The sequence below is a fragment of the Mesorhizobium sp. W016 genome, assembly GCF_054719485.1.
This window is the reverse complement of record NZ_JBTTIF010000002.1, coordinates 1,925,263-1,943,246: the sequence shown is the minus strand read 5'-3', so window position 1 is coordinate 1,943,246 and position 17,984 is coordinate 1,925,263. Positions and strand designations below refer to the sequence as shown.

General features: G+C 60.0%; 17 protein-coding genes and 2 pseudogenes. 8 read left to right on the top strand and 11 right to left on the bottom strand.

All coding sequences use genetic code 11. The annotated features are described in order from the left end of the window. Nucleotides 1–14: 14 nt before the first annotated feature. From ACYG9V_RS09760 to ACYG9V_RS09740, 5 genes are all read right to left on the bottom strand, one after another. Entirely contained in the window at nt 15–875 is an 861-nt protein-coding gene (locus tag ACYG9V_RS09760; protein WP_352511413.1) for a carbohydrate ABC transporter permease, read from the bottom strand. After that, entirely contained in the window at nt 872–1,831 is a 960-nt protein-coding gene (locus ACYG9V_RS09755; protein WP_352762922.1) for a carbohydrate ABC transporter permease, read from the bottom strand. Before ACYG9V_RS09755 ends, ACYG9V_RS09760 begins: the two co-directional genes overlap by 4 nt. Nucleotides 1,832–1,842: 11 nt before the next feature. Beyond that, entirely contained in the window at nt 1,843–3,165 is a 1,323-nt protein-coding gene (locus ACYG9V_RS09750; RefSeq protein WP_027050206.1) for an ABC transporter substrate-binding protein, read from the bottom strand. 28 nt (nt 3,166–3,193) lie between these two features. Continuing rightward, on the bottom strand, nt 3,194–4,207 hold the full coding sequence (locus ACYG9V_RS09745; RefSeq protein ID WP_023686869.1) for an SIS domain-containing protein: 1,014 nt from the start codon (nt 4,205–4,207) through the stop codon (nt 3,194–3,196). A 173-nt stretch (nt 4,208–4,380) separates the two neighbouring features. Continuing rightward, nucleotides 4,381–5,403: a LacI family DNA-binding transcriptional regulator gene (locus ACYG9V_RS09740; RefSeq protein ID WP_023667745.1), complete on the bottom strand. Its 1,023-nt coding sequence runs from the start codon at nt 5,401–5,403 to the stop codon at nt 4,381–4,383. Nucleotides 5,404–6,410: 1,007 nt separating this feature from the next. Here ACYG9V_RS09740 and ACYG9V_RS09735 point away from each other — a divergent pair. The 6 genes from ACYG9V_RS09735 to ACYG9V_RS09710 all read left to right on the top strand — a co-directional run bounded on the left by ACYG9V_RS09735 (nt 6,411) and on the right by ACYG9V_RS09710 (nt 13,311). Beyond that, the gene (locus tag ACYG9V_RS09735; RefSeq protein ID WP_023692318.1) at nt 6,411–7,490 is read left to right on the top strand and encodes a substrate-binding domain-containing protein; all 1,080 of its coding nucleotides are present in this window, start codon (nt 6,411–6,413) and stop codon (nt 7,488–7,490) included. Nucleotides 7,491–7,853: 363 nt separating this feature from the next. Next, on the top strand, nt 7,854–8,846 hold the full coding sequence (locus tag ACYG9V_RS09730; protein ID WP_031209051.1) for a substrate-binding domain-containing protein: 993 nt from the start codon (nt 7,854–7,856) through the stop codon (nt 8,844–8,846). Between the two features lie 80 nt (nt 8,847–8,926). Next, the gene (locus tag ACYG9V_RS09725; RefSeq protein ID WP_352762925.1) at nt 8,927–10,441 is read left to right on the top strand and encodes a sugar ABC transporter ATP-binding protein; all 1,515 of its coding nucleotides are present in this window, start codon (nt 8,927–8,929) and stop codon (nt 10,439–10,441) included. Then, a complete protein-coding gene (locus ACYG9V_RS09720) occupies nt 10,434–11,441 on the top strand; it encodes an ABC transporter permease (protein WP_023726211.1) in 1,008 nt (335 codons plus the stop codon). The genes ACYG9V_RS09725 and ACYG9V_RS09720 overlap by 8 nt, the downstream gene beginning before the upstream one ends. Beyond that, nucleotides 11,438–12,463 carry an ABC transporter permease gene (locus ACYG9V_RS09715; protein WP_023753928.1) on the top strand — a complete coding sequence of 342 codons (1,026 nt, stop codon included), beginning with the start codon at nt 11,438–11,440 and terminating at the stop codon, nt 12,461–12,463. Before ACYG9V_RS09720 ends, ACYG9V_RS09715 begins: the two co-directional genes overlap by 4 nt. After that, nucleotides 12,460–13,311: a sugar phosphate isomerase/epimerase family protein gene (locus ACYG9V_RS09710; RefSeq protein WP_023753927.1), complete on the top strand. Its 852-nt coding sequence runs from the start codon at nt 12,460–12,462 to the stop codon at nt 13,309–13,311. The genes ACYG9V_RS09715 and ACYG9V_RS09710 overlap by 4 nt, the downstream gene beginning before the upstream one ends. A gap of 203 nt (nt 13,312–13,514) precedes the next feature. On the opposite strand, the gene ACYG9V_RS09705 is transcribed toward ACYG9V_RS09710, so the two are convergent. Next, nucleotides 13,515–14,048, bottom strand: a complete 534-nt coding sequence (locus ACYG9V_RS09705) for an ABC transporter permease (RefSeq protein WP_050591080.1) — start codon at nt 14,046–14,048, stop codon at nt 13,515–13,517. A 120-nt stretch (nt 14,049–14,168) separates the two neighbouring features. Here ACYG9V_RS09705 and ACYG9V_RS09700 point away from each other — a divergent pair, with 120 nt between their 5' ends. Continuing rightward, the gene (locus ACYG9V_RS09700) at nt 14,169–14,498 is read left to right on the top strand and encodes a GMC oxidoreductase (protein ID WP_023753926.1); all 330 of its coding nucleotides are present in this window, start codon (nt 14,169–14,171) and stop codon (nt 14,496–14,498) included. A 10-nt stretch (nt 14,499–14,508) separates the two neighbouring features. Here ACYG9V_RS09700 and ACYG9V_RS09695 read toward each other — a convergent pair. Together ACYG9V_RS09695 and ACYG9V_RS09690 are read right to left on the bottom strand one after the other, a co-directional pair. Further along, nucleotides 14,509–14,633 (bottom strand): annotated as a pseudogene (locus tag ACYG9V_RS09695) (aldehyde dehydrogenase family protein); the annotation flags it as partial. 16 nt (nt 14,634–14,649) lie between these two features. Next, complete coding sequence (locus ACYG9V_RS09690) at nt 14,650–14,814, bottom strand: hypothetical protein (RefSeq protein ID WP_023704359.1); 165 nt, start codon at nt 14,812–14,814, stop codon at nt 14,650–14,652. Between ACYG9V_RS09690 and ACYG9V_RS09685 the strand changes: the two are divergent. After that, a pseudogene (locus ACYG9V_RS09685) lies at nt 14,774–15,027 on the top strand (MBL fold metallo-hydrolase); the annotation flags it as partial. The gene ACYG9V_RS09690 and the pseudogene ACYG9V_RS09685 overlap by 41 nt on opposite strands. A gap of 23 nt (nt 15,028–15,050) precedes the next feature. Here the strand turns inward: ACYG9V_RS09685 and ACYG9V_RS09680 are convergent. From ACYG9V_RS09680 to ACYG9V_RS09670, 3 genes are read right to left on the bottom strand one after another with little or no spacing between them, the layout of a single operon-like run. After that, nucleotides 15,051–15,794 carry an ATP-binding cassette domain-containing protein gene (locus tag ACYG9V_RS09680; RefSeq protein ID WP_023686849.1) on the bottom strand — a complete coding sequence of 248 codons (744 nt, stop codon included), beginning with the start codon at nt 15,792–15,794 and terminating at the stop codon, nt 15,051–15,053. Between the two features lie 9 nt (nt 15,795–15,803). Further along, on the bottom strand, nt 15,804–17,003 hold the full coding sequence (locus tag ACYG9V_RS09675) for an alanine racemase (RefSeq protein WP_023708374.1): 1,200 nt from the start codon (nt 17,001–17,003) through the stop codon (nt 15,804–15,806). Nucleotides 17,004–17,015: 12 nt separating this feature from the next. Further along, the gene (locus ACYG9V_RS09670) at nt 17,016–17,984 is read right to left on the bottom strand and encodes an ABC transporter permease (RefSeq protein WP_023692325.1); all 969 of its coding nucleotides are present in this window, start codon (nt 17,982–17,984) and stop codon (nt 17,016–17,018) included.

Here is a 17,984-nt window from a genome sequence, read left to right as displayed (position 1 = left end):
CCTTTCGGGAATTGTTATTTGCCGATGCCTTCGGCCAAGCCACGGATGAAGTAGCGTTGCGCGGCAAAGAACACGATCACGATAGGCAGCGCCGAGATCGTCATGGCCGCGAACACCACGGCATAGTTGGTCCCGTGCGTTGCCATGATCGACGTCAGTCCGACCGGCAGCGTCTGCACATCGGAGCCGCTCGTGAAGATCATGGCGAAGAGATATTCATTCCAGGCGAACAGGACGTGCAGGATGACGCAGGAAATGATGATCGGCCGGCACAGCGGCAAGGTGATGCGCCAGAAGATCTGACCCTCGCTGGCGCCATCCATCGTCGCCGCCTCGTCGATGTCTTCAGGCAGATCCAGCATGTAGGCGCGGATGAGGAAGGTGGTGAACGGCACCCGGAACGCCGTGTAGAGAATGATCAGCGCCCAGTAGGTGTTGTAGAGACCGAGCGCCTGCAACATCTTCACCAGTGGAATGATCGCCACCGTGGGGCTCAGCATCAAGCCGCCCAGAACGATGGCGATAACCAGCGGCTTTGCCGGCATCTTGGTGCGGGTCAGGCCGAAGGCCGTCCAGGCGCTGATCAGCACGGTGCATATGGCCGAAGCGACGGTCACCAGCACCGAGACTGTCACGTAGCCACGCACGCCCTGGTTCCATGCCTGCATGTAATTGTTCCACGACCAATGGGTGGGCAGGGCGAAGGGATCGCCGAAGATCTGCGCATTGTCCTTGAAGCCGCTCAGCGCCATCCAGATCAGCGGATAGATGACGACGACACCAAGGCAGACCAGGAACGAATAGAGCAATGTCCTGGCGATGACCGACCACACATTCACGTTCCGGCTGCGACCGGCTGCGACCATCGCACTCATAGCTGCACCCGGCGGCGCTTGGTGTACCAGAGCTGTGCCGCACCTGTGAGCATGGTCAACATGAAGATGACGGCGGCGATCGCCGCGCCATAGCCGAAATTGTCCTCGATGAAGGCCTTCTGGTAGAGCCACGTGCCCAGCACCTGGCTGCTGTTGTTGGGCCCGCCTGCGGTCATCACCATAACCTCGTTGAACACCTGGAACGCGCCCGTGATGGTGATGATGATCATCAACCCCGTCATTTCCCGGGTGAGCGGAAAGGTGATGCTCCACAGGCGGCGAAGCGGACCCGCGCCGTCGATCGTTGCGGCATCGTAGAGGTCGCGCGGGATCTTCTGGATGGCAATGGCGAACAGCAGCGTCGAATAGCCAAAACCCTGCCATTGGCTCATGGCGATGACGGCATAGATGGCGGTGTGCTCATTGCCGAGCCAAGGCATGACGAGCTGGCTCAGTCCAACACGGCTGAGCGCGGCATCCAGCAAGCCGATCTGCGGCTGGTAGATGAAATAAAACAGCAGGCCGGTCACCGTGATCGAGATTGCCGACGGCACGAAATAGACGGCGCGCCACAGCCGGCGCCAGCTTTCGCTTTTCAGGTCCTCGATAATGGCCGCCAGCAGGAACGCGCCGAAGACCTGGAAGATGACGGAGATGAGAGCGTAGAGGCAGTTGTTCCACAGCGCCAGCAGCACGACCGGGTCATGCAGCAGCCGGTCGTAGTTGGCGAGGCCGACATTGGTGACCTCGCCGGTGTAGATGTCCTCGTCGGTGGTGCTGACGATGAAATTGTCGACGATCGGATAATAGACGAACCAGCCGATGAGGATGAGCGCGATCGCCGCCCATCGCAACGACAACAGGTTGGCGAAGCAGGCCCGCCGGCTCTTTGGCCGTTGCGGCCTGGCGACGCCGATGTCGGCGCCGCTGTCCACTGTGTCCGAGGCCCTTGCCATGCTCGCCTGCTTTATTTGGCCGCGGATGCGGCTTTGCGCACCTCGTCCATCACTTGCTCGGGCGTCATCGAGCCGCCCGCCAGCGCCTGCAGGCTGGACAGCCAGACGGCGGCGACGCGCGGTGGGTTGGCCGTATCCAGCCAGGGCATGAGGTATGAGGCGGCGTTGATATCCTTGAGGCCATCGACCACAGCCGCGCTCATGTTCGATTCCGAGGCGCCGCCGATGGTGGCGCTCGGCTGGCCATAGGGTGGCGCAGACAGCACCTGCGCATTTTCCTTCGAAGTCACGAACTTCATGAAATCGATCGCCAGCGGGATGTTCTTCGATGCCGCATTGATCATGTAGCCCTCCGGCGCGCCCTCGATCGACTTGGCGTCACCCTTGGCGCCGGCGGGCACCGGCAGCCGGAAGAATCCGAAATCGGCGGGCTTTAACGCCGACTCCGGCGTGGCGGCCTGATCGAACTCGATGATCTCCTGGTAGTACATGGCCGACTGCGCGTTGGTGAAGGCCTGGAGAGCCGAGGCATAGGATGTGCCGTTGACGCCGGCGCCATCGGTGCAGCGCTCGACAAGCTGGCTGAACTGCTTGAGTGCTGCGATATAGCCTGGGTCGGTGTATTGGGCGGTGGCCGGATCGAAGTCGCGTTCCAGCGTTCCCTGCGGCACGTTGTAGGCGAGCAGCTGGCCTGCAAAGTGGATTGCCGGCCAGGCCTCCTTGTTGCCGAAGGAGATCGGTGTCACGCCGGATTTGCGGAGGGCGTCGCAGCTGGTCAGCAATTCCTCGAAAGTGCCCGGTGCCTTGAGGCTGAGCTTGGCGAAGATCTGCTTGTTGTAGCCCATGAACTTGGCATCCTGGTAAAGCGGAATGCCATAGAACTTGCCGTTGTATTGGAACGCCTTGACGGCGGCTGGAGACAGCGACTTGCCCCACTCGGTATCGGCAGCAATGACGGGCGTGAGATCAACGGCGCGATTGCCGCGCACGAAATTGCCACCCCAGCTGCCTGTCCAGGAGAAATAGATATCGGGCAGCGAGTTGGAAGCGACCAGCGTCTTGGTCTTGCCCTTCACGCTGTCGTCGCTCTCCTGGATAAGTTCGACCTTCACATCCGGATGGAGCTTCTCATAGGCCTGTGCCAGGTTGACGAAATAGGGCGACAGCTGTTGCAGCCCGAACTTCGTCAGGACCGAAAGCGTGCCGGTGTATTCCACCTTGGCGTTTGGGTCGGCCGTGACAGCCGGCGAAGCGGCGGAACTGCCGCTTATCGACAACCCCAATGATGATACCGCGGCCACCGTGACCGCCACGATTTGCAGCGAACGTTTCATGGATAGCTCCTTCAGAGGTGAGAGGGGATCAATATTCCACGCGTTTGTAGTAGCGACGGGTGGTCAGCGGGTGGTTGCGCAGCACCTCGAGATGGGCGCTCAGCCGCTCGAGCAAGGTGGCGAGCAGAACCGGCGAGATCATGCCGCGGACCTTTGCGGAGATGCCCGGCAACTTGACCGAGGCCGCGTCCAGCGTGCGAACGCGGTCCGTGTAGCGCCTGGCGAAGTTCTCGACCCGGTCGGCCAAGGGCCGAAGGGCATCTTCGCCCTTGAACACGAAAACGCTGACGCCCGGCTCGACCAACTCGAGCGTACCGTGGAAGAAGTCGGCGGCGTGCACCGGGCGGGTGCGAATCCACTGCATCTCTTCGAGGATGCACATGCCGTAATAGTGTGCCTCCGGCCACACCGAGCCGGCGCCGGTGAAGATGTGATAGGTATCGTCCTTGATTGTCTGGGCCAGTTCGGCCGCCCTGTCCTCAAAGGCAGCCTTGGCGTCGGCAAGCAGATCCGGCAGCAGTTTGAGTTCGGCGACAGTGCCATCAAAATCATCATATTCGCCGCGCTCTTCCAGCAGGGCCAGGACGATCAGCAGCGTCTGCAGGTAGAAGGATTCCGACGAGGTGTCGTCTTCGGCGAAGTTCGTGAAATTGTGGTCAGCCTCCCGTGCGATTGGCGTATCCGAATGGCCGGTGAGCGAAATCGTGCGCACACCACGTTTTTTCAGAAAGGCCATGAGCTCGACGCCTTCCTTGGTCGTGCCCGACAAGGACGGGATGACCACCACGGCCTTGCTGTCGAGACCGGCGGGCGGATCGATCACGACCTGCGCCGGATAGGCACCGCTCACCGGGAAGGTGGAACAGCGCTGCGCCAACTCGATCGCGGGCAAGGTTAGAAGCTGCACGCCGCCGGTGCCCATGAAAAACAGCCGCTCGACGCCATCTGCCAGCAGTGTGCGCATCAGTGAGCGAACCTCACCTGCGACGGCGACGGCCCCGCTTTGGATCTTCACGAAGCGGTCCCTATCGAAGTTCAGCATGACGTTTTCCTTGTATTTCGCGTGTGACAGGCCTCTAGCCCGCCTTAGGCGTCGGTGGGCCGTCTAGCTCGTTTTCTGATGTGAGATCGATCTCACAAGCAATAATGGGCACGCAATTTCGCCAATGGCAAGTCCTTTAGACGAAATTCTCCGAAATCGAGGGGTTTGCTCTTTTAGCGCACAGCGCGCCGGGCAACCGATCCGCGTACGATCAAGCGGGTCTGAAATCGGGTACGGCGCGGTGCAACCTTTTTGCCGGCAAGCCGCTCCAGCAGATATCTAGCGGCGAGCGGTCCGATCTCGGAGATGGGTTGCGCCACGACCGTTATCTGCGGATCGGTGAACGTGGCGAGGTTGAAGTCATCGAAGCCAACCACCGACACGTCATGCGGAATCGAGAGCCCCATTGAACGCAGGCCAAGAAGCGCGCCTTGCGTCATGAGGCTGTCCACCGTGAACAGTGCGGTGGGGCGATTGCGCCGGCTGAACAGGCGGATCGTGGCTTCGATGGCGTGCTCGACGGTCGAGCGCGATACGCCGATGAGCGCTTCATCGATTGCGATCCCATGCGAGTGGAGCGAGTTTTCGTAGCCAGCCAAGCGTTCCTGTGCCGTAAAGATGCGTGACTCGTCGCGCAAAAGACCGATCCGGTGGTGACCGTTGCCAACCAGATAGTCCACTGCCTCGCGTGCCCCGCCCTCGTTGTCGACGACGACGCTGTCGCATTGCAGGTCCTTTACCACGCGGTCGATGAGCACGATCGGTGCGCCTTCGCGGGCCAGTTGCACAATATGCTGGCTGTCGGTTGCAGACGTTGGGGCAAGGATGAAGCCGCGAATGCTGAGCGAGCGAAGGCTCTCAAGCAGTTCTTTCTCCTGTTCTACATTCTCCTCGCTGCTGGCAATCAGAAGATTGTGGCGGTGCTTGCGCAGTTCCACCTCTATGTCGTGCGCGATTCGGGCGAAGAACGGATTCTGGATATCGCCGGGCACGAAGCCTATGATCGGCAATTGTCCGCTGCGCAGCGCCTGCGCGACGAGGTTGGCCCGATAGCCCAGCCTTTCGGCTGCCTCAACCACGCGGAGCGCCGTCTCGTCGCCAACGTAACCATAGCTGTTGAGCGCCCGGGCGGCCGTGGCGCGCGACACCTTAGCCGCTGCGGCAACGTCCTTTAGTGTGATTCCTTTCTGGGCCACAGGTAACCGTCCTTCTTGGATCTGAACATTGCGTCAGATCATTCTCGGCTCGTCTTGCCGGCATCGTTGTGCGGCATATCGGACGATTCTCAAACTGCGAACATAGCTTTCGCAACTCCTTGCCACCTAATCGAGATACGCGCGCTGTTTGGCTATCTGGAAATTTGATCCACGAATGCACCTACATGTTGTGCAGTCAGTTCATTGCCTTGCACTACCAGCATACGGCAATGAGTTCACGCCATGGTCCAGGCGGCCTCCCTGGCATCGATCATAACACCGATGGAGACGACTAGGCTTGCCGCCAAACTCGTCCAGCGATTGGAGGCGAGCTTTCAAAAAAGCCAGACGCTCAAGGCCCGCTGCACGGAGAGCCACAGGCTGGGAGACTCTGAGCAAATCGGGAATCTGAGTCGCTTGCTCTGAACCGTCGGCATCATGCTGCTAACCGGTTTTGATCCTCCGGGGCTCCGCATTGGCAATAGCGACGAAAATGCTGTCGAGCAGACCCTTGTCGCGGAAGGAACTTGCCAAGCAAGGGCACCTCGGCCAAGTACGCAAACAACGCCCGGAGACGAGGCGCATCCGGCAGCACCCTTTTGGGGCCAGATAGAGACTCAGAAACCCAAAGCTTTCATCTTCCCGCTATTAAAACGGAGGACTCGATCGTGACGCGTGCGCCCGACCATCGCCAACGGTGGGCTCCAAACTGATCGAAACTTCTCGTCGACCTTTGCAAGGTGATTGATCATCGGGGAGACCAAAGCCGAAACACTGGGGTTGGTGTCTCCAGTGACGCTGAACGAAGCTTCAGGGAAAATCCCAAATCTGCCGATTTCCCTGGCGCTGTCATTGCAACGATCGAGACAATCAGGGAGACCGGACCGGAGGCACGAGACGCCGCGTCCTTCCGTGGGGTCGCTCCTCCAAACCGTTTGACGCAATTTAGAGATGTTGCCTTGACCCCGCACTAGCGTCTACTGCATCTCCCAGCGGGAGCGTCACCAATGGCGAGAAAGTCTGTCCGACGCAAGTCAACGATTTATGATATCGCGGTGGCGGCAAAGTCGTCCCCGACCGCCGTCAGTCTCGTCCTCAATGGCTCGTGGCAACAGCACCGGATCAAGGCGGAAACCGCAGCGACCATCCTCGATTGGGCTGAGCGGCTTGGCTATGCTGTCAACCTCAAGGCACGAGGATTGCGGCTTTCCCGATCCGGACTCGCTGGAATGATCTTGCCACATTACCGCAATCGCTTCTTCGCCGGATTGGCCGAAGCCTTTGAAGCGGAATCCCGCGTCCACCGCTTGTGCCCGATCGTCGTCAGCACCCATCGCAATCCTGATAACGAGTTGAGTGTGACGGAAACCCTGCTGGCTCAGCAGGTGGAATTTCTCTTCCTTGCGGGCGTTCGTGACCCCGATCCGCTGAATGATCTGTGCCGGGCAGCGGGCGTCCGGTGCATCAACATCGATCTGCCAGGCCGCCGGGCTCCCTCAGTTGTTTCTGACAACTACGGGGGCGCCAAGGCGCTCACAGAGATCATTGTTCAGAAATTGAAAGAACGAGGGGGCTCCACCGAAGATCTCTTCTTCTTTGGCGGGGTCAGCGATGATGACGCAACACGTAGCCGTTTGCTGGGTTTTCACGATGCGCTGGCAGCGCATGGGATTGTTACGGGCCCGGGCACGATTGACTGCTGCGGATACGCACCGACCAACGCTGCTCGGTCTCTCGCTGCACGATACGCTCAGCTTGGGCATCTGCCCTCAGGTATGTTCGTCAACGGCGTGACCGCTCTTGAAGGAACATTGCGGTTCACTTCGACACTAGCCTCAAGTGAGCTTGGACGGGTTGTTGTCGGAAGCTTCGACTGGGATCCATTCGCGGCGCATTTGCCCTTCGATGTGACCATGGTCCGACAGAATGTCGAGGTGATGATTGCTGAAGGATTTTCGCTTCTCGAGAATTATTCGATAGACCACTTTCCGCTGGTGACCGTACCGACCAGCTTTGGGCGAACCGGAGAGCATGACGGCGCCCAAGAAGATTGGGATTCGGCATCCAAATCGAGCATCGACCACTAGCAATTCTTTGTCACGAGACATCGTTGCAGAAGTTCAACTCCGTTCATCAGCACCTCGGATCTGGGTAGCACCGCCTCCACCCAAGGCTCGCGGGCGATCGCATGTCGTTCTACGGGTGCAGCCTGAGTGCGAGGGGCGGATCGTTTACATCAATCGAGAAATGTTTTTAGACGCTGGTGGCGTGACCGCCTTGCTAAATCTATTTAGCACCTTGACCGGCCGGCATTCAAAGTCTTTTATGGCGCGTTCTGGGAGGAATGCGGCGCCGAGTGCGTCAATGCCGTAGGGCCCAAAGGGGTGGGCCAAACAAAGCCGACATGGGCAATAGGCAACCCAAAAACTCGTCAATCAGGGAGGAACTAAATGTTAGCAAAAACTATACTCGCGGCGGCGTTCGGCGCAGCCCTTTCGGTCGCCACAATGGATGCTGCACTGGCGAAGGACATCAAGGTTGGAGTCGTCGTGAAGATCGGCGGTATTCCCTGGTTCAATGCGATGGAAACGGGAATAAAGGAAAAGTCGAAAGAGCTTGGCGACGACGGCTTCATGGTCGGGCCGACCAGCGCCGACCCGGCACTTCAGGTCCGCGCGATCGAAGACCTGATAGCTCAGGGCGTCAGCGTAATTGGGGTCGTGCCGAATGATGCAAACGTTCTCGAGCCAGTTCTAAAAAAGGCGCGCGAAACGGGCATCAAGGTTATAACTCATGAATCGCCGGACCAGGTGAACGCTGATTGGGACTTCGAAATGGTCTCGGCCGTTGGTTTCGGTGAGGCCCATGCTAAGCTATTTGCCGAGAAAATGGGCGGCAAAGGCAAGTACGTGGTGTACGTAGGTTCTCTTACTGTGCCCGCACACAATGCCTGGGCCGATGCTGCAATCGCCTACCTGAAGAAGAACTTTCCCGACATGCAGATGGTTGGCGACAGATATGGCGTCGCCGAGAGCGCCGATGACAGCCGAAAGACGGCTCTGGATGTGCTTGCCGCCAATCCTGACCTCGGCGGCTTCCTGACGTTCGGCAGTCAGGGACCGATCGGCGCCGGACGCGCGATCGAGGAGCAGAAGCTTGGTGACAAGGTGGTTCTTGTCGGTTCATTCTCGCCTAGCCAAGGCAGCGCAATGCTCAAATCCGGCATTATTGACGGCGGCTATATGTGGAATCCTCTGGAAGCGGGCAAAGTATTCGTAACGATGGCTGATTTTCTGGCGGGCGGCGGTGAAATCACCGACGGCATGACGATCGAAGGTCTGGGTGTCGTTCACCCTGACTTCAAAACCGGCACCATCATCGTGGACGCTGTGCAGCCTATCACGGTCGAAACGGTCGATGGTCTTGCAGCCCTAGGGCTTTAGATGGCGGACCATGGCTGGCGTGCCGGGGTGGCAAATCAATCCCGGCACGCCCCATCCTTGTCATTTCAGAAGGGCCCGCCGTGAACCTCGTCGCGTCTACGACGCAGGACCTCCCATCGGTTCTGTCGTTTAGCAACATAAGCGTCACATTTGGTGGCGTTAGAGCCCTCCAGGATGTCGCCTTCGAGGTTCTCCCGGGTGAAGTGCAATGCATCGCCGGTGAGAACGGCAGCGGCAAGAGCACCCTGATCAAGGTAATCACCGGCGTTTGTCAGCCGCTAGCCGGCGCAAACATGTCGATCGCCGGAAAGTCTGTCGACATCATGTCGCCGGCTGCGGCGCGCAGCGCCGGGGTGGAAGTCATCTGGCAGGACCTCGCACTGTTTCCTGAAATGACAGTCGCGGAAAATATCGGGATCAGAACTGTCCTCGGCAACATGCCTCGGCTCGTCGATCATTCGCGCATTCGCGAGGTGGCGCGAGGGCTGTTGGCGCGGCTTGGCGCCGACCTCGATGTCGACGCGCCTCTGCGTAGCTTTGCAATCGCCCAACGTCAGATCGTCGCCATCGCCCGGGCGCTCGCCGGCGATGCGAAGGTTATTTTCATGGACGAGCCCACATCGTCGCTTACTCAATCGGAAACAGACCGGTTGCTCGCGATCGTTCGAACACTCTCGAATGAAGGCATGGCCATCGTCTTCGTCAGCCATCGCCTTGCGGAAGTTCTGGAGATCTCAAGTCGCGTCACCGTTCTGCGCGACGGTAAGGTCGTTGGGGTGTTCCCGACCGCCGGAATGACCCAATCACGCCTCACCGAACTAATGACCGGCAAGACTTTCGACCAAACCGTGAGCACGAGAAACCTTAGTGGATCACCCGTCGTGTTGAAGATCGATCGATTGACCCGCGCAGGCGACTATGACGACGTTTCGCTGACAATACGGCGAGGTGAAACGCTTGGCCTGACCGGGCTACTCGGCGCCGGTCGCACAGAACTCGCGCTTTCTATTTTCGGCATGCTGCGCCCAGACGGCGGCAGCATCGCACTCAACGGGACGGTTCTTCATCTGAACTCCAACCGCGACGCAATCCGCGCGGGTATTGGATATCTCTCCGAAGACCGCTTGTCCCTTGGTCTCATACAAGCTCAGTCCATCGCCGACAACGCCGTTATCCCGGTGCTCGACAAGATCCTTGATCGAGGGCTGATCTCCTCGGAGAAGAAGGACGCGCTCGTCAATCATTGGATCGAGGAATTGGCGATAAAAGTCGGGCGGCAGACCGATGCGATTTCCACGCTCTCGGGCGGCAACCAGCAAAGGGTGGCCATCGCCAAATGGCTGGCGGTCGGCCTGAAACTGATCATTCTTGATTCGCCAACCGTGGGGGTGGACGTTGGCGCGCGGGCCGGCATCTTCGAGATTGTCGCCAAGCTCGCTGCCGAAGGCCTGGCGATTCTGCTGATATCCGATGAAGTGCCGGAGGTCTATTTCAACGCCGATCGTATCCTTCATATGGCTGCGGGCAAGATAGTCGCCGAATACGATCCGCACGCCATCCCGCTCGGTGACCTGGAAGCTGCCGTCTATGCGTAACCGCGGCAAGCTCTTCCGGGCTCATCCCACCGAGACATGGCTCGTTGTGGTTCTTCTCATCATGAGCGCAGGTCTCTCGGTTGCGAGCGACAAATTCTTCACCATTGCCAATCTCTTCAACCTGCTCAACACAAGCTCGACAAATCTGATCTTCGCGGTTGGGCTGCTGGTGGTGTTGATCGCGGGAGGCATCGACATCTCCTTCGCTGTGGCCGCGTCAGTGGTTCAATACGTCGTGGCGCTGGCTCTAGCCCAAATGGGAGGTGGTGATTGGTTCATCGGCCTCACCTTGGCGGCAATTGTCGGGATCACCCTGGGTGCGGTGAACGCCGGCCTCATCTACTATTTCCAGATCATTTCAATCGTTGTCACCATCGCCACCTTCAATATTTTTTTCGGCCTGCTGATGTTCTTCACGCACGGTGTATCGATCTACAATCTGCCTGCATGGTGGACGCATCGCACTGTGCTTTTCGAGTTCAAACAGGCGAATGGCAATTGGGCCGAGCTAACACTGCCGGTTGCGATCATGGCGGTCTGCGTCGCCGCCACCTGGGGGCTTATCCGGTATACCACCACGGGACGGCAGCTATACGCTTTTGGCGACAACCCGGAGGGCGCCCGTCGCCTCGGTATCAACATCGCGGCGATGCACTTCATTGCCTTCGGCTGGCTTGGTTTGATGGCCGGGATCGCGGGACTTGTGCAGGTGCACTATTCCCAGGAAGTCGTGCCCAACGCATTGGTGGGGCGCGAGCTGGACGTGCTGGCAGCGGTAGTCCTTGGCGGTGCCAGGCTGGGTGGCGGGCGCGGCACCGTGCTCGGTTGCATCCTTGGCGTGTTTCTTGTGTCGGTGACGCAAAACGGGCTGAACCTCCTCGGCATCTCTCCCTATGCTTTCAAGATGATCGTCGGGGCGATCATCTTGATTGCCATCACGCTGTCCAACGCGCCGCTCGGGCATATCCTCGCGGGCTTGCGGCAGAGGATGGGTACATGACGCAGCGCGTGCTCGAAACTGGAGCGCTACGGCACGAATTCTTGCGCCGTCTTGCCGGCACGTTGGGCGCCGAGAATATCGGACTTTTGCTGGCATTGATTTTGGTGATTGCATTCTTCGGATCTCTCTCGCCGCGATTCCTGTCCAAAGCTACCTTTGAATCGGTGGCCTTCCAGTTGCCTGAACTTGGACTGCTTACGCTCGCGATGTTGATGCCGATCATCTCGGGCGGCATCAATCTCGCCGTGACGTTCACGGCCAATCTCTGTGGCCTCACGCTCGCCTGGGTTCTTCAGGCCAACGGAGGACCGGACGCAAGCATCTATGCCTTTCTACTCGGTTCCGTTCTTGCGGTCGGCGTTGGCACGGCAAGCGGCTTGGTCATGGGCCCGGTGATAGCCTATACCGGCGCGCACCCCATCCTCGTTTCGCTCTCGGTGATGATTTTCCTGCGCGGCCTTGGCGAGTTTCTGACCCGCGGCGCCGATATTTCGGGCTTTCCCGAATTCATCCAGCCCCTGGGTCACGGCAGCATCGTCGGCATTCCTGTCCCGCTGCTGATACTGCTCGGCGCAGTCATCGTCTGGCATGTCTTGATGACCCGAACCAGGCTTGGCTTTTCCAACTATATGGTCGGCTCCAACATCGAGGCGACGCGCTATTCCGGCATCTCGACGCGACGCGTGATCATTCTGATCTACGCGCTGTCTGGCGCCATGTGTGCGTTGGCCGGCATTATCATGATGGCACGATTCAATTCCGTCCGTGTCGGCCATGGCGAGTCCTATGTGCTGATTACGGTGCTTGCCTGCTTCTTGGGCGGGGTGAATCCGTTTGGCGGCTTCGGCAAGGTCGTTTCGGTCTTCCTAGCCCTCATCGTTTTGCAGTTGCTTTCTTCGGGACTGAATCTCTTGGGCGCCAGCCAGCACCTGGCCACAGCCATTTGGGGCATCATGCTGATCGGCGTCATGATCTTGCGGTGGGCTGCCGGGCAGCTCAATTTCATGAGGATAACACGATGAAGGGTTTTGGCGTTCATACGAGCATGTGGACGAGTGGTTGGTCCGTAGAGGGCGCCGAGCACACTGTAGCGGCGGTGAAAAAATACGATCTCGATTTCATTGAAATTTCGCTGGCCGATCCATTTTCTTGCGATGCCGATCACACCCGCAAGCTGCTGGCGGCAAATGGCATGCAGGCGGTGTGCTCGCTAGGGTTGCCCGAACATGCTTGGGCATCGCGCCACCCACAGGAAGCGATTGACTTTCTCAAGGTGGCTATCGACAAGACGGCCGACATCGGAGCCCAGGCGCTGTGCGGCGTAATCTATGGCGGCATCGGCGAGCGTACTGGCGTGCCACCTACGCAGGACGAACTTGATAACATTGCGAAAGTGATGACGTCCGCCGCCGCGCAAGCCAAGTCTCGCGGCATCGAACTCGGTGTCGAAGCCGTGAACCGCTACGAGAACCACATCATCAACACCGCGGCTCAGGCGGTGGCTTTGATCGAACGAGTGGGCGCCGACAATATGTTCGTGCACCTTGATACCTACCACATGAATATCGAGGAAAAGGGCATGGGCAACGGCATTATCACCGCCCGCGATTACCTCAAATATATCCATCTCTCCGAGTCTGATCGCGGCACCCCAGGCGAGGGCAATTGCAATTGGGATGAGACGTTCGCAACGCTGGCCGCGATCCGCTTCAAGGGCGGGCTCGCGATGGAGAGCTTCATCAACATGGATCCGCGTCTGGCCTTTGGCCTCAGCGTGTGGCGTCCGGTGGCCGAGAGTGAAGCGGTTGTAATGGGCAACGGTCTGCCGTTCTTGCGCAACAAGGCACGGCAGTACGGGCTGATCGCATAAGTTACATCGCCATGCGAGATCGAAACTCGGCACATCATGAGCCGACTGCATCGACATTGCGGCGACTGCCTTCGAAGCAGGAGCCGCTCGAGAGGCAATATTGCGGCGTTTTAGATCCCGGCCTTCGGCTGCCCCCGGGCGCAAGCAGCCAACCGGTCGGCGATCGCAACTGCCGTGAACAACCTATTTCACCGGCTCGGGCATCACAGCCTACCTTCGGCGGTTGCGAGCCGGCCCCGCATCAATTCGCGGCGCTTTCGAAACTCTGTGTATTCCTGGTCGGCCAGTACCCCGATCTGGATCACCGATCCACTCACGGCAAAGTTGAGTGAGGAGGGAATGCCTAGAAGATTGACAAGGTTCTGAAGCACCTGCAGCAAGATCGTTCCAAGCACCACACCAATGATTGAGCCTTCCCCGCCCCGCAACGAGAACCCTCCAAGGACGGCGGCGGCGATCGCGTAGAGCTCGTAGAAATTGCCGTGCGAGCTAGGCAGGATCGAGCGTGTGTACATTGCGAGAAAGATGGATGACAGCGCCGTCAGCCCGGCGCAGATCACATAGGCGCAGATGATAACCCGGCCGGTACGGATTCCCGAAAACCGCGCGGCCTCTTCATTTTTGCCGACGGCGTAGAGGTATAGTCCGAAGGCGGTACGGTGCAGAACGACCAACATCACCGCCGCCAGGACAAGCAGGAAGACAAAAGAATGAGGAATGGGAATGGAGGTAGGCATTGTTGGTAAGAACCGAAACCAGATCGGTGCGACCGGTGGTGAGATATTCCAGATCCTCGAAGCGGGTTTCGTAGGGAAAGCCTGCCGTCGCATCTTGGTGTTGCCCTGCTGCTCGCCGGCATGAAGATCGCCCGCACCATCCTGCGTCAGCCGGCCCTGCAGGCGGTGATCGCCGAGGAGCTGTCGCCGGGCGGGGCCGCCGACCTTTCCGATCAATCCATAACAGACCACATCCTCGAACATGCCAAGACGGTCTATCACCCCTGCGGCACCTGCCGGATGGGTAGCGATGACCAGGCGGTGGTCGACCCGCAATTGCGCGTGCGCGGCGTGCCGCGCCTACGCATCAGCGACGCCTCGATCATGCCGCGTCTCATCAGCGGCAACACCAACGCGCCGGTGATCATGATCGCCGACCGCTGCGCCGATTTCATCCTCGGCAGCGCTTAGCGAGAAACGGTCAGCCGAGAGAAATCCAGGCTGTTTTGAGAGGGTGTATCTGTCCAGCGCATGCAGCGACTTGTCGCGACCGAAGCCGGACAGCTTGACGCCGCCGGGCGGCACGGTGATGTCGGCGCCGCCATACATTGCATAGGTCCTATCAAATCGAGACTGGGATAGCGGTGCCAACGCGCTGCTGTTGGCCGCCAGAAAGCTGGTGCGGATACGCCTGGAGAAATTCAGGCGATGCAGGCAACTTCACCAGACGCAGCAGCTCCAGCAGCATCCATGACGGCGCCGAAGTCGCGCCCGGCTTCCAGATCATCGCTGCGCCGGCCACACGCCCGGCCACTCGGTCTACCTCGCAAACTCCGGCAAGGAACAGCGCATGATTTCGGCCGACACGATGTATGTGCCAGCGCTGCTGGCGCCGCATCCGGAGTGGCAAGGCAGCTACGACCAGGACGGGCCGATGGCGATCACCACGCGGCACAAGCTGATCGATCGCGTGATCGCCGACAACATCCGGATCTCGGGCGGGGGCTCTCAGAGAGGTTCCTGCTATTGCTGCTGCAGGCCGGTGATCATGGCAATGATCTCGTTCTTATCGGTCTTCGCGGTCTCGCGAATTCCAATCTGCTTGCCACGCCTGAGAACACAGATGCGGTCGGAGAGCTTGAAGACCTGGTCGAGGCTGTGGCTGATGATCAGGATGCCGACATTGCGCTGCTTCAGCGACTGGACGATAGCCTCCACCCGGGCGGTTTCGGCAACGCCCAGCGCCGCCGTCGGCTCATCCAGCAGGATCAGCTTGCTTGCCCAATGCGTGGCGCGCGCGATCGCAACGCCCTGGCGCTGGCCGCCGGAGAGATCGCGGATAGTGGCGTGCGCGGAGGGGATGCGCACGTCCAGTTCCTTCACCAGTTTCTCGGTCTCGTCGATCATGCGGCGGCGGTCGAGCAAACCGAGGCGGTTCAGCGGCTCGCGGCCGAGGAACATGTTCATGTAGACCGTCTGCTGGTCGGCCAGCGCCAGGTCCTGGTAGACGACCTCGATGCCGTGCGCGCGCCCCATGGTGGCATTCGACATCGTCACCGGTTTTCCTTCGATGACGATGGTGCCGGACGAGGGCGGGTGGACGCCCGAGACGATCTTGACCAGCGTCGACTTTCCGGCGCCGTTGTCGCCGACGAGTGCAACGATCTCGCCCGGGAAAACCTCGAGCGAAAAACTCTCGATCGCGGTGATGCCGCCGAAATTCTTGCGAATGTCGTGCAGCTGAAGGATGGGCGCGCTCACCGTCATGTGTTTCTCCTAGACTGGCCAGGCATAGGGTTCACCGAAGCCGTTCTCGATGGTTTCCACTTTCGGATTGTCCGTCGAAATGCCCGACACGCCGACAATATGGGCGCGGGTGACGAAGGCCTGGCCACGGAAGCCGAACACGGCGCTGTCGCCAGGCTTCGGCGCGTTCGCGCCGGCGGCATCGATCATGGCGTAATAGTCGATCGCAGAGGGCGGCGGCACCTCGACGCTGCGCAGTGCCGAGCCTGCCGTCGTCGGTTCAGCCGAGACGATCGCCTTGACGTCGTAGTCGGGGAAGATCGGATCGATGTAGAAGCCGCCGCCAAGGCAATAGGCCTTGCCGCCGGAGAGATGCGAGACCTCGGTGAGATAGAGCACCGCCGGCAGCTCCGGCAAATCTTCCATGACATGCAGCGCGGTGGTGCCATGCAGTCCATTGCCGGGCTCGCACTGCGTCGCGCCGGCCTCGGCGAGTGCCGCCAGCATAACGCTCGACGTGGTGCCCGGCGCGTTGATCTCAATGTCCTTGCGTCCTGCCTTAGCCAGCGCTTCCGCAGCTTTCGCGAGCGTCGCCAGATTGGGGGTCGGCAGCACTTTTCGCGAAGCATGGTCGAACAGCAGAGCAGGGAAAGTGGTGATGCCGGCGAAACGGCCGCCTTCGACGGCATCCAGCCGGTCGGCGACATCGATAATGTCGGCGGCATTGAAACCGCCTTCATGGCCGCGATAGAAGATATCGCCTTCGGCGGCGATGCGGGCCAGCAGGTCCTGCACATAGCCGGCCGCCTTGGCGCCTGTTGCCGCTTCCCCAGCCTTGGTATCGTTGAACACGGTCCAGTAGTCCGGCTTGAAGGTTTTCGCCGCAGCCGCCGCTTCGAATTTTGCGACCTGCTGGAGATGGCCGAGATGGCCAAGCTTCATGCCTGCCTTGTGGGTGGCGCGGGCGCAAGCCATGTCGACGGCGACCGCGCGGTCAATGCCGCCGCGCATCACGGCCCGGCAGAACGACGAGGAGCGGCCGACCTGCTTGGTCATGGCGAAGATCTTCAGGCCGTTGCGGCTGGCTTCGCTCTTGAGAACCCGCGCATTGGCCTCAACCGTGTCGAGATCGAGCACATAAGCATTGGCCGGCAACTTACCTTGCTGGTGCAACCGGATAGCTGATTCGATGAAGGCGGGGTTGCGGCGGCGCAGAATCTCGAGAAACATGGATGGCTTCCTTCAGCGGTTCTTTTCGCGCAGCGACACGGCGACTGCGGTCAGGATGATGAGGCCACGCACGATCATCTGGTCGGAGACCGACAGGCCCATCAGGATCAGGCCGTTGTTGAGCATGCCCATCATCAACGAGCCGACCAGCGCGCCGACCACGGAGCCCTTGCCGCCATTGAGCAGCGTGCCGCCGACGATGACGGCGGCGATGACCGTCATCAAGTCGGTTTCGCCGAGAGTATATTTCGCCGCCTGCAGGCGACCGGCATAGAGCAAGCCGGCAAGACCGGCGAGCCCGCCGCTGATGGTCAGCACGGCGAGCCTGATCCTGGGCACGCTGATGCCCGATACGCTTGCGGCGCGGGCATTGTCGCCGGTCGCCAGCACATGCGCGCCGAAACGGGTTTCGCGGAACACCAGGTGGCCGATGGCCACGGCAATCACCGACCACCAGACGAGTGAGGGGACACCGAGCAGCGAGCCGGAACCGAAGAAGCCGGTGAACGCTTCGTTGGTCACCGAGATCGAGCGAAGGTCTGTCATCGAACGCGAAACGCCGGCGAACAGGCCGAGCGTCGCCAGCGTCACCAGGAAGGAGGGCAGCCTGACATACGCCACCAGCACGCCGTTGATGACGCCGATCAGCAGGCCGGCGCCGAGGCCGGCGACTATCCCTGCCGGCATGCCGTACGCGTTGATGGTGACGGCGGCTGCAAGGGCCGCCACCGCCACGATCGAGCCGATCGACAAATCTATTTCGCCGGCCGACATGACGAAGACCAGGCCGATGGCCATGATCGTCACCGGCGTCGTCTGCAACACGATGTTCGATAAGTTTCGGACGGTGAGGAAGCCGCTGTCCCTCAGCACAATGGCGAAGAACAGGAAGATCGCCAGGAAACCGAGGTAGACGACATATTGCTGCAGATTGAAGCGGCTGGCGAAGCTGCCACCGGCGCTGGTGTTGGCACTGGACAT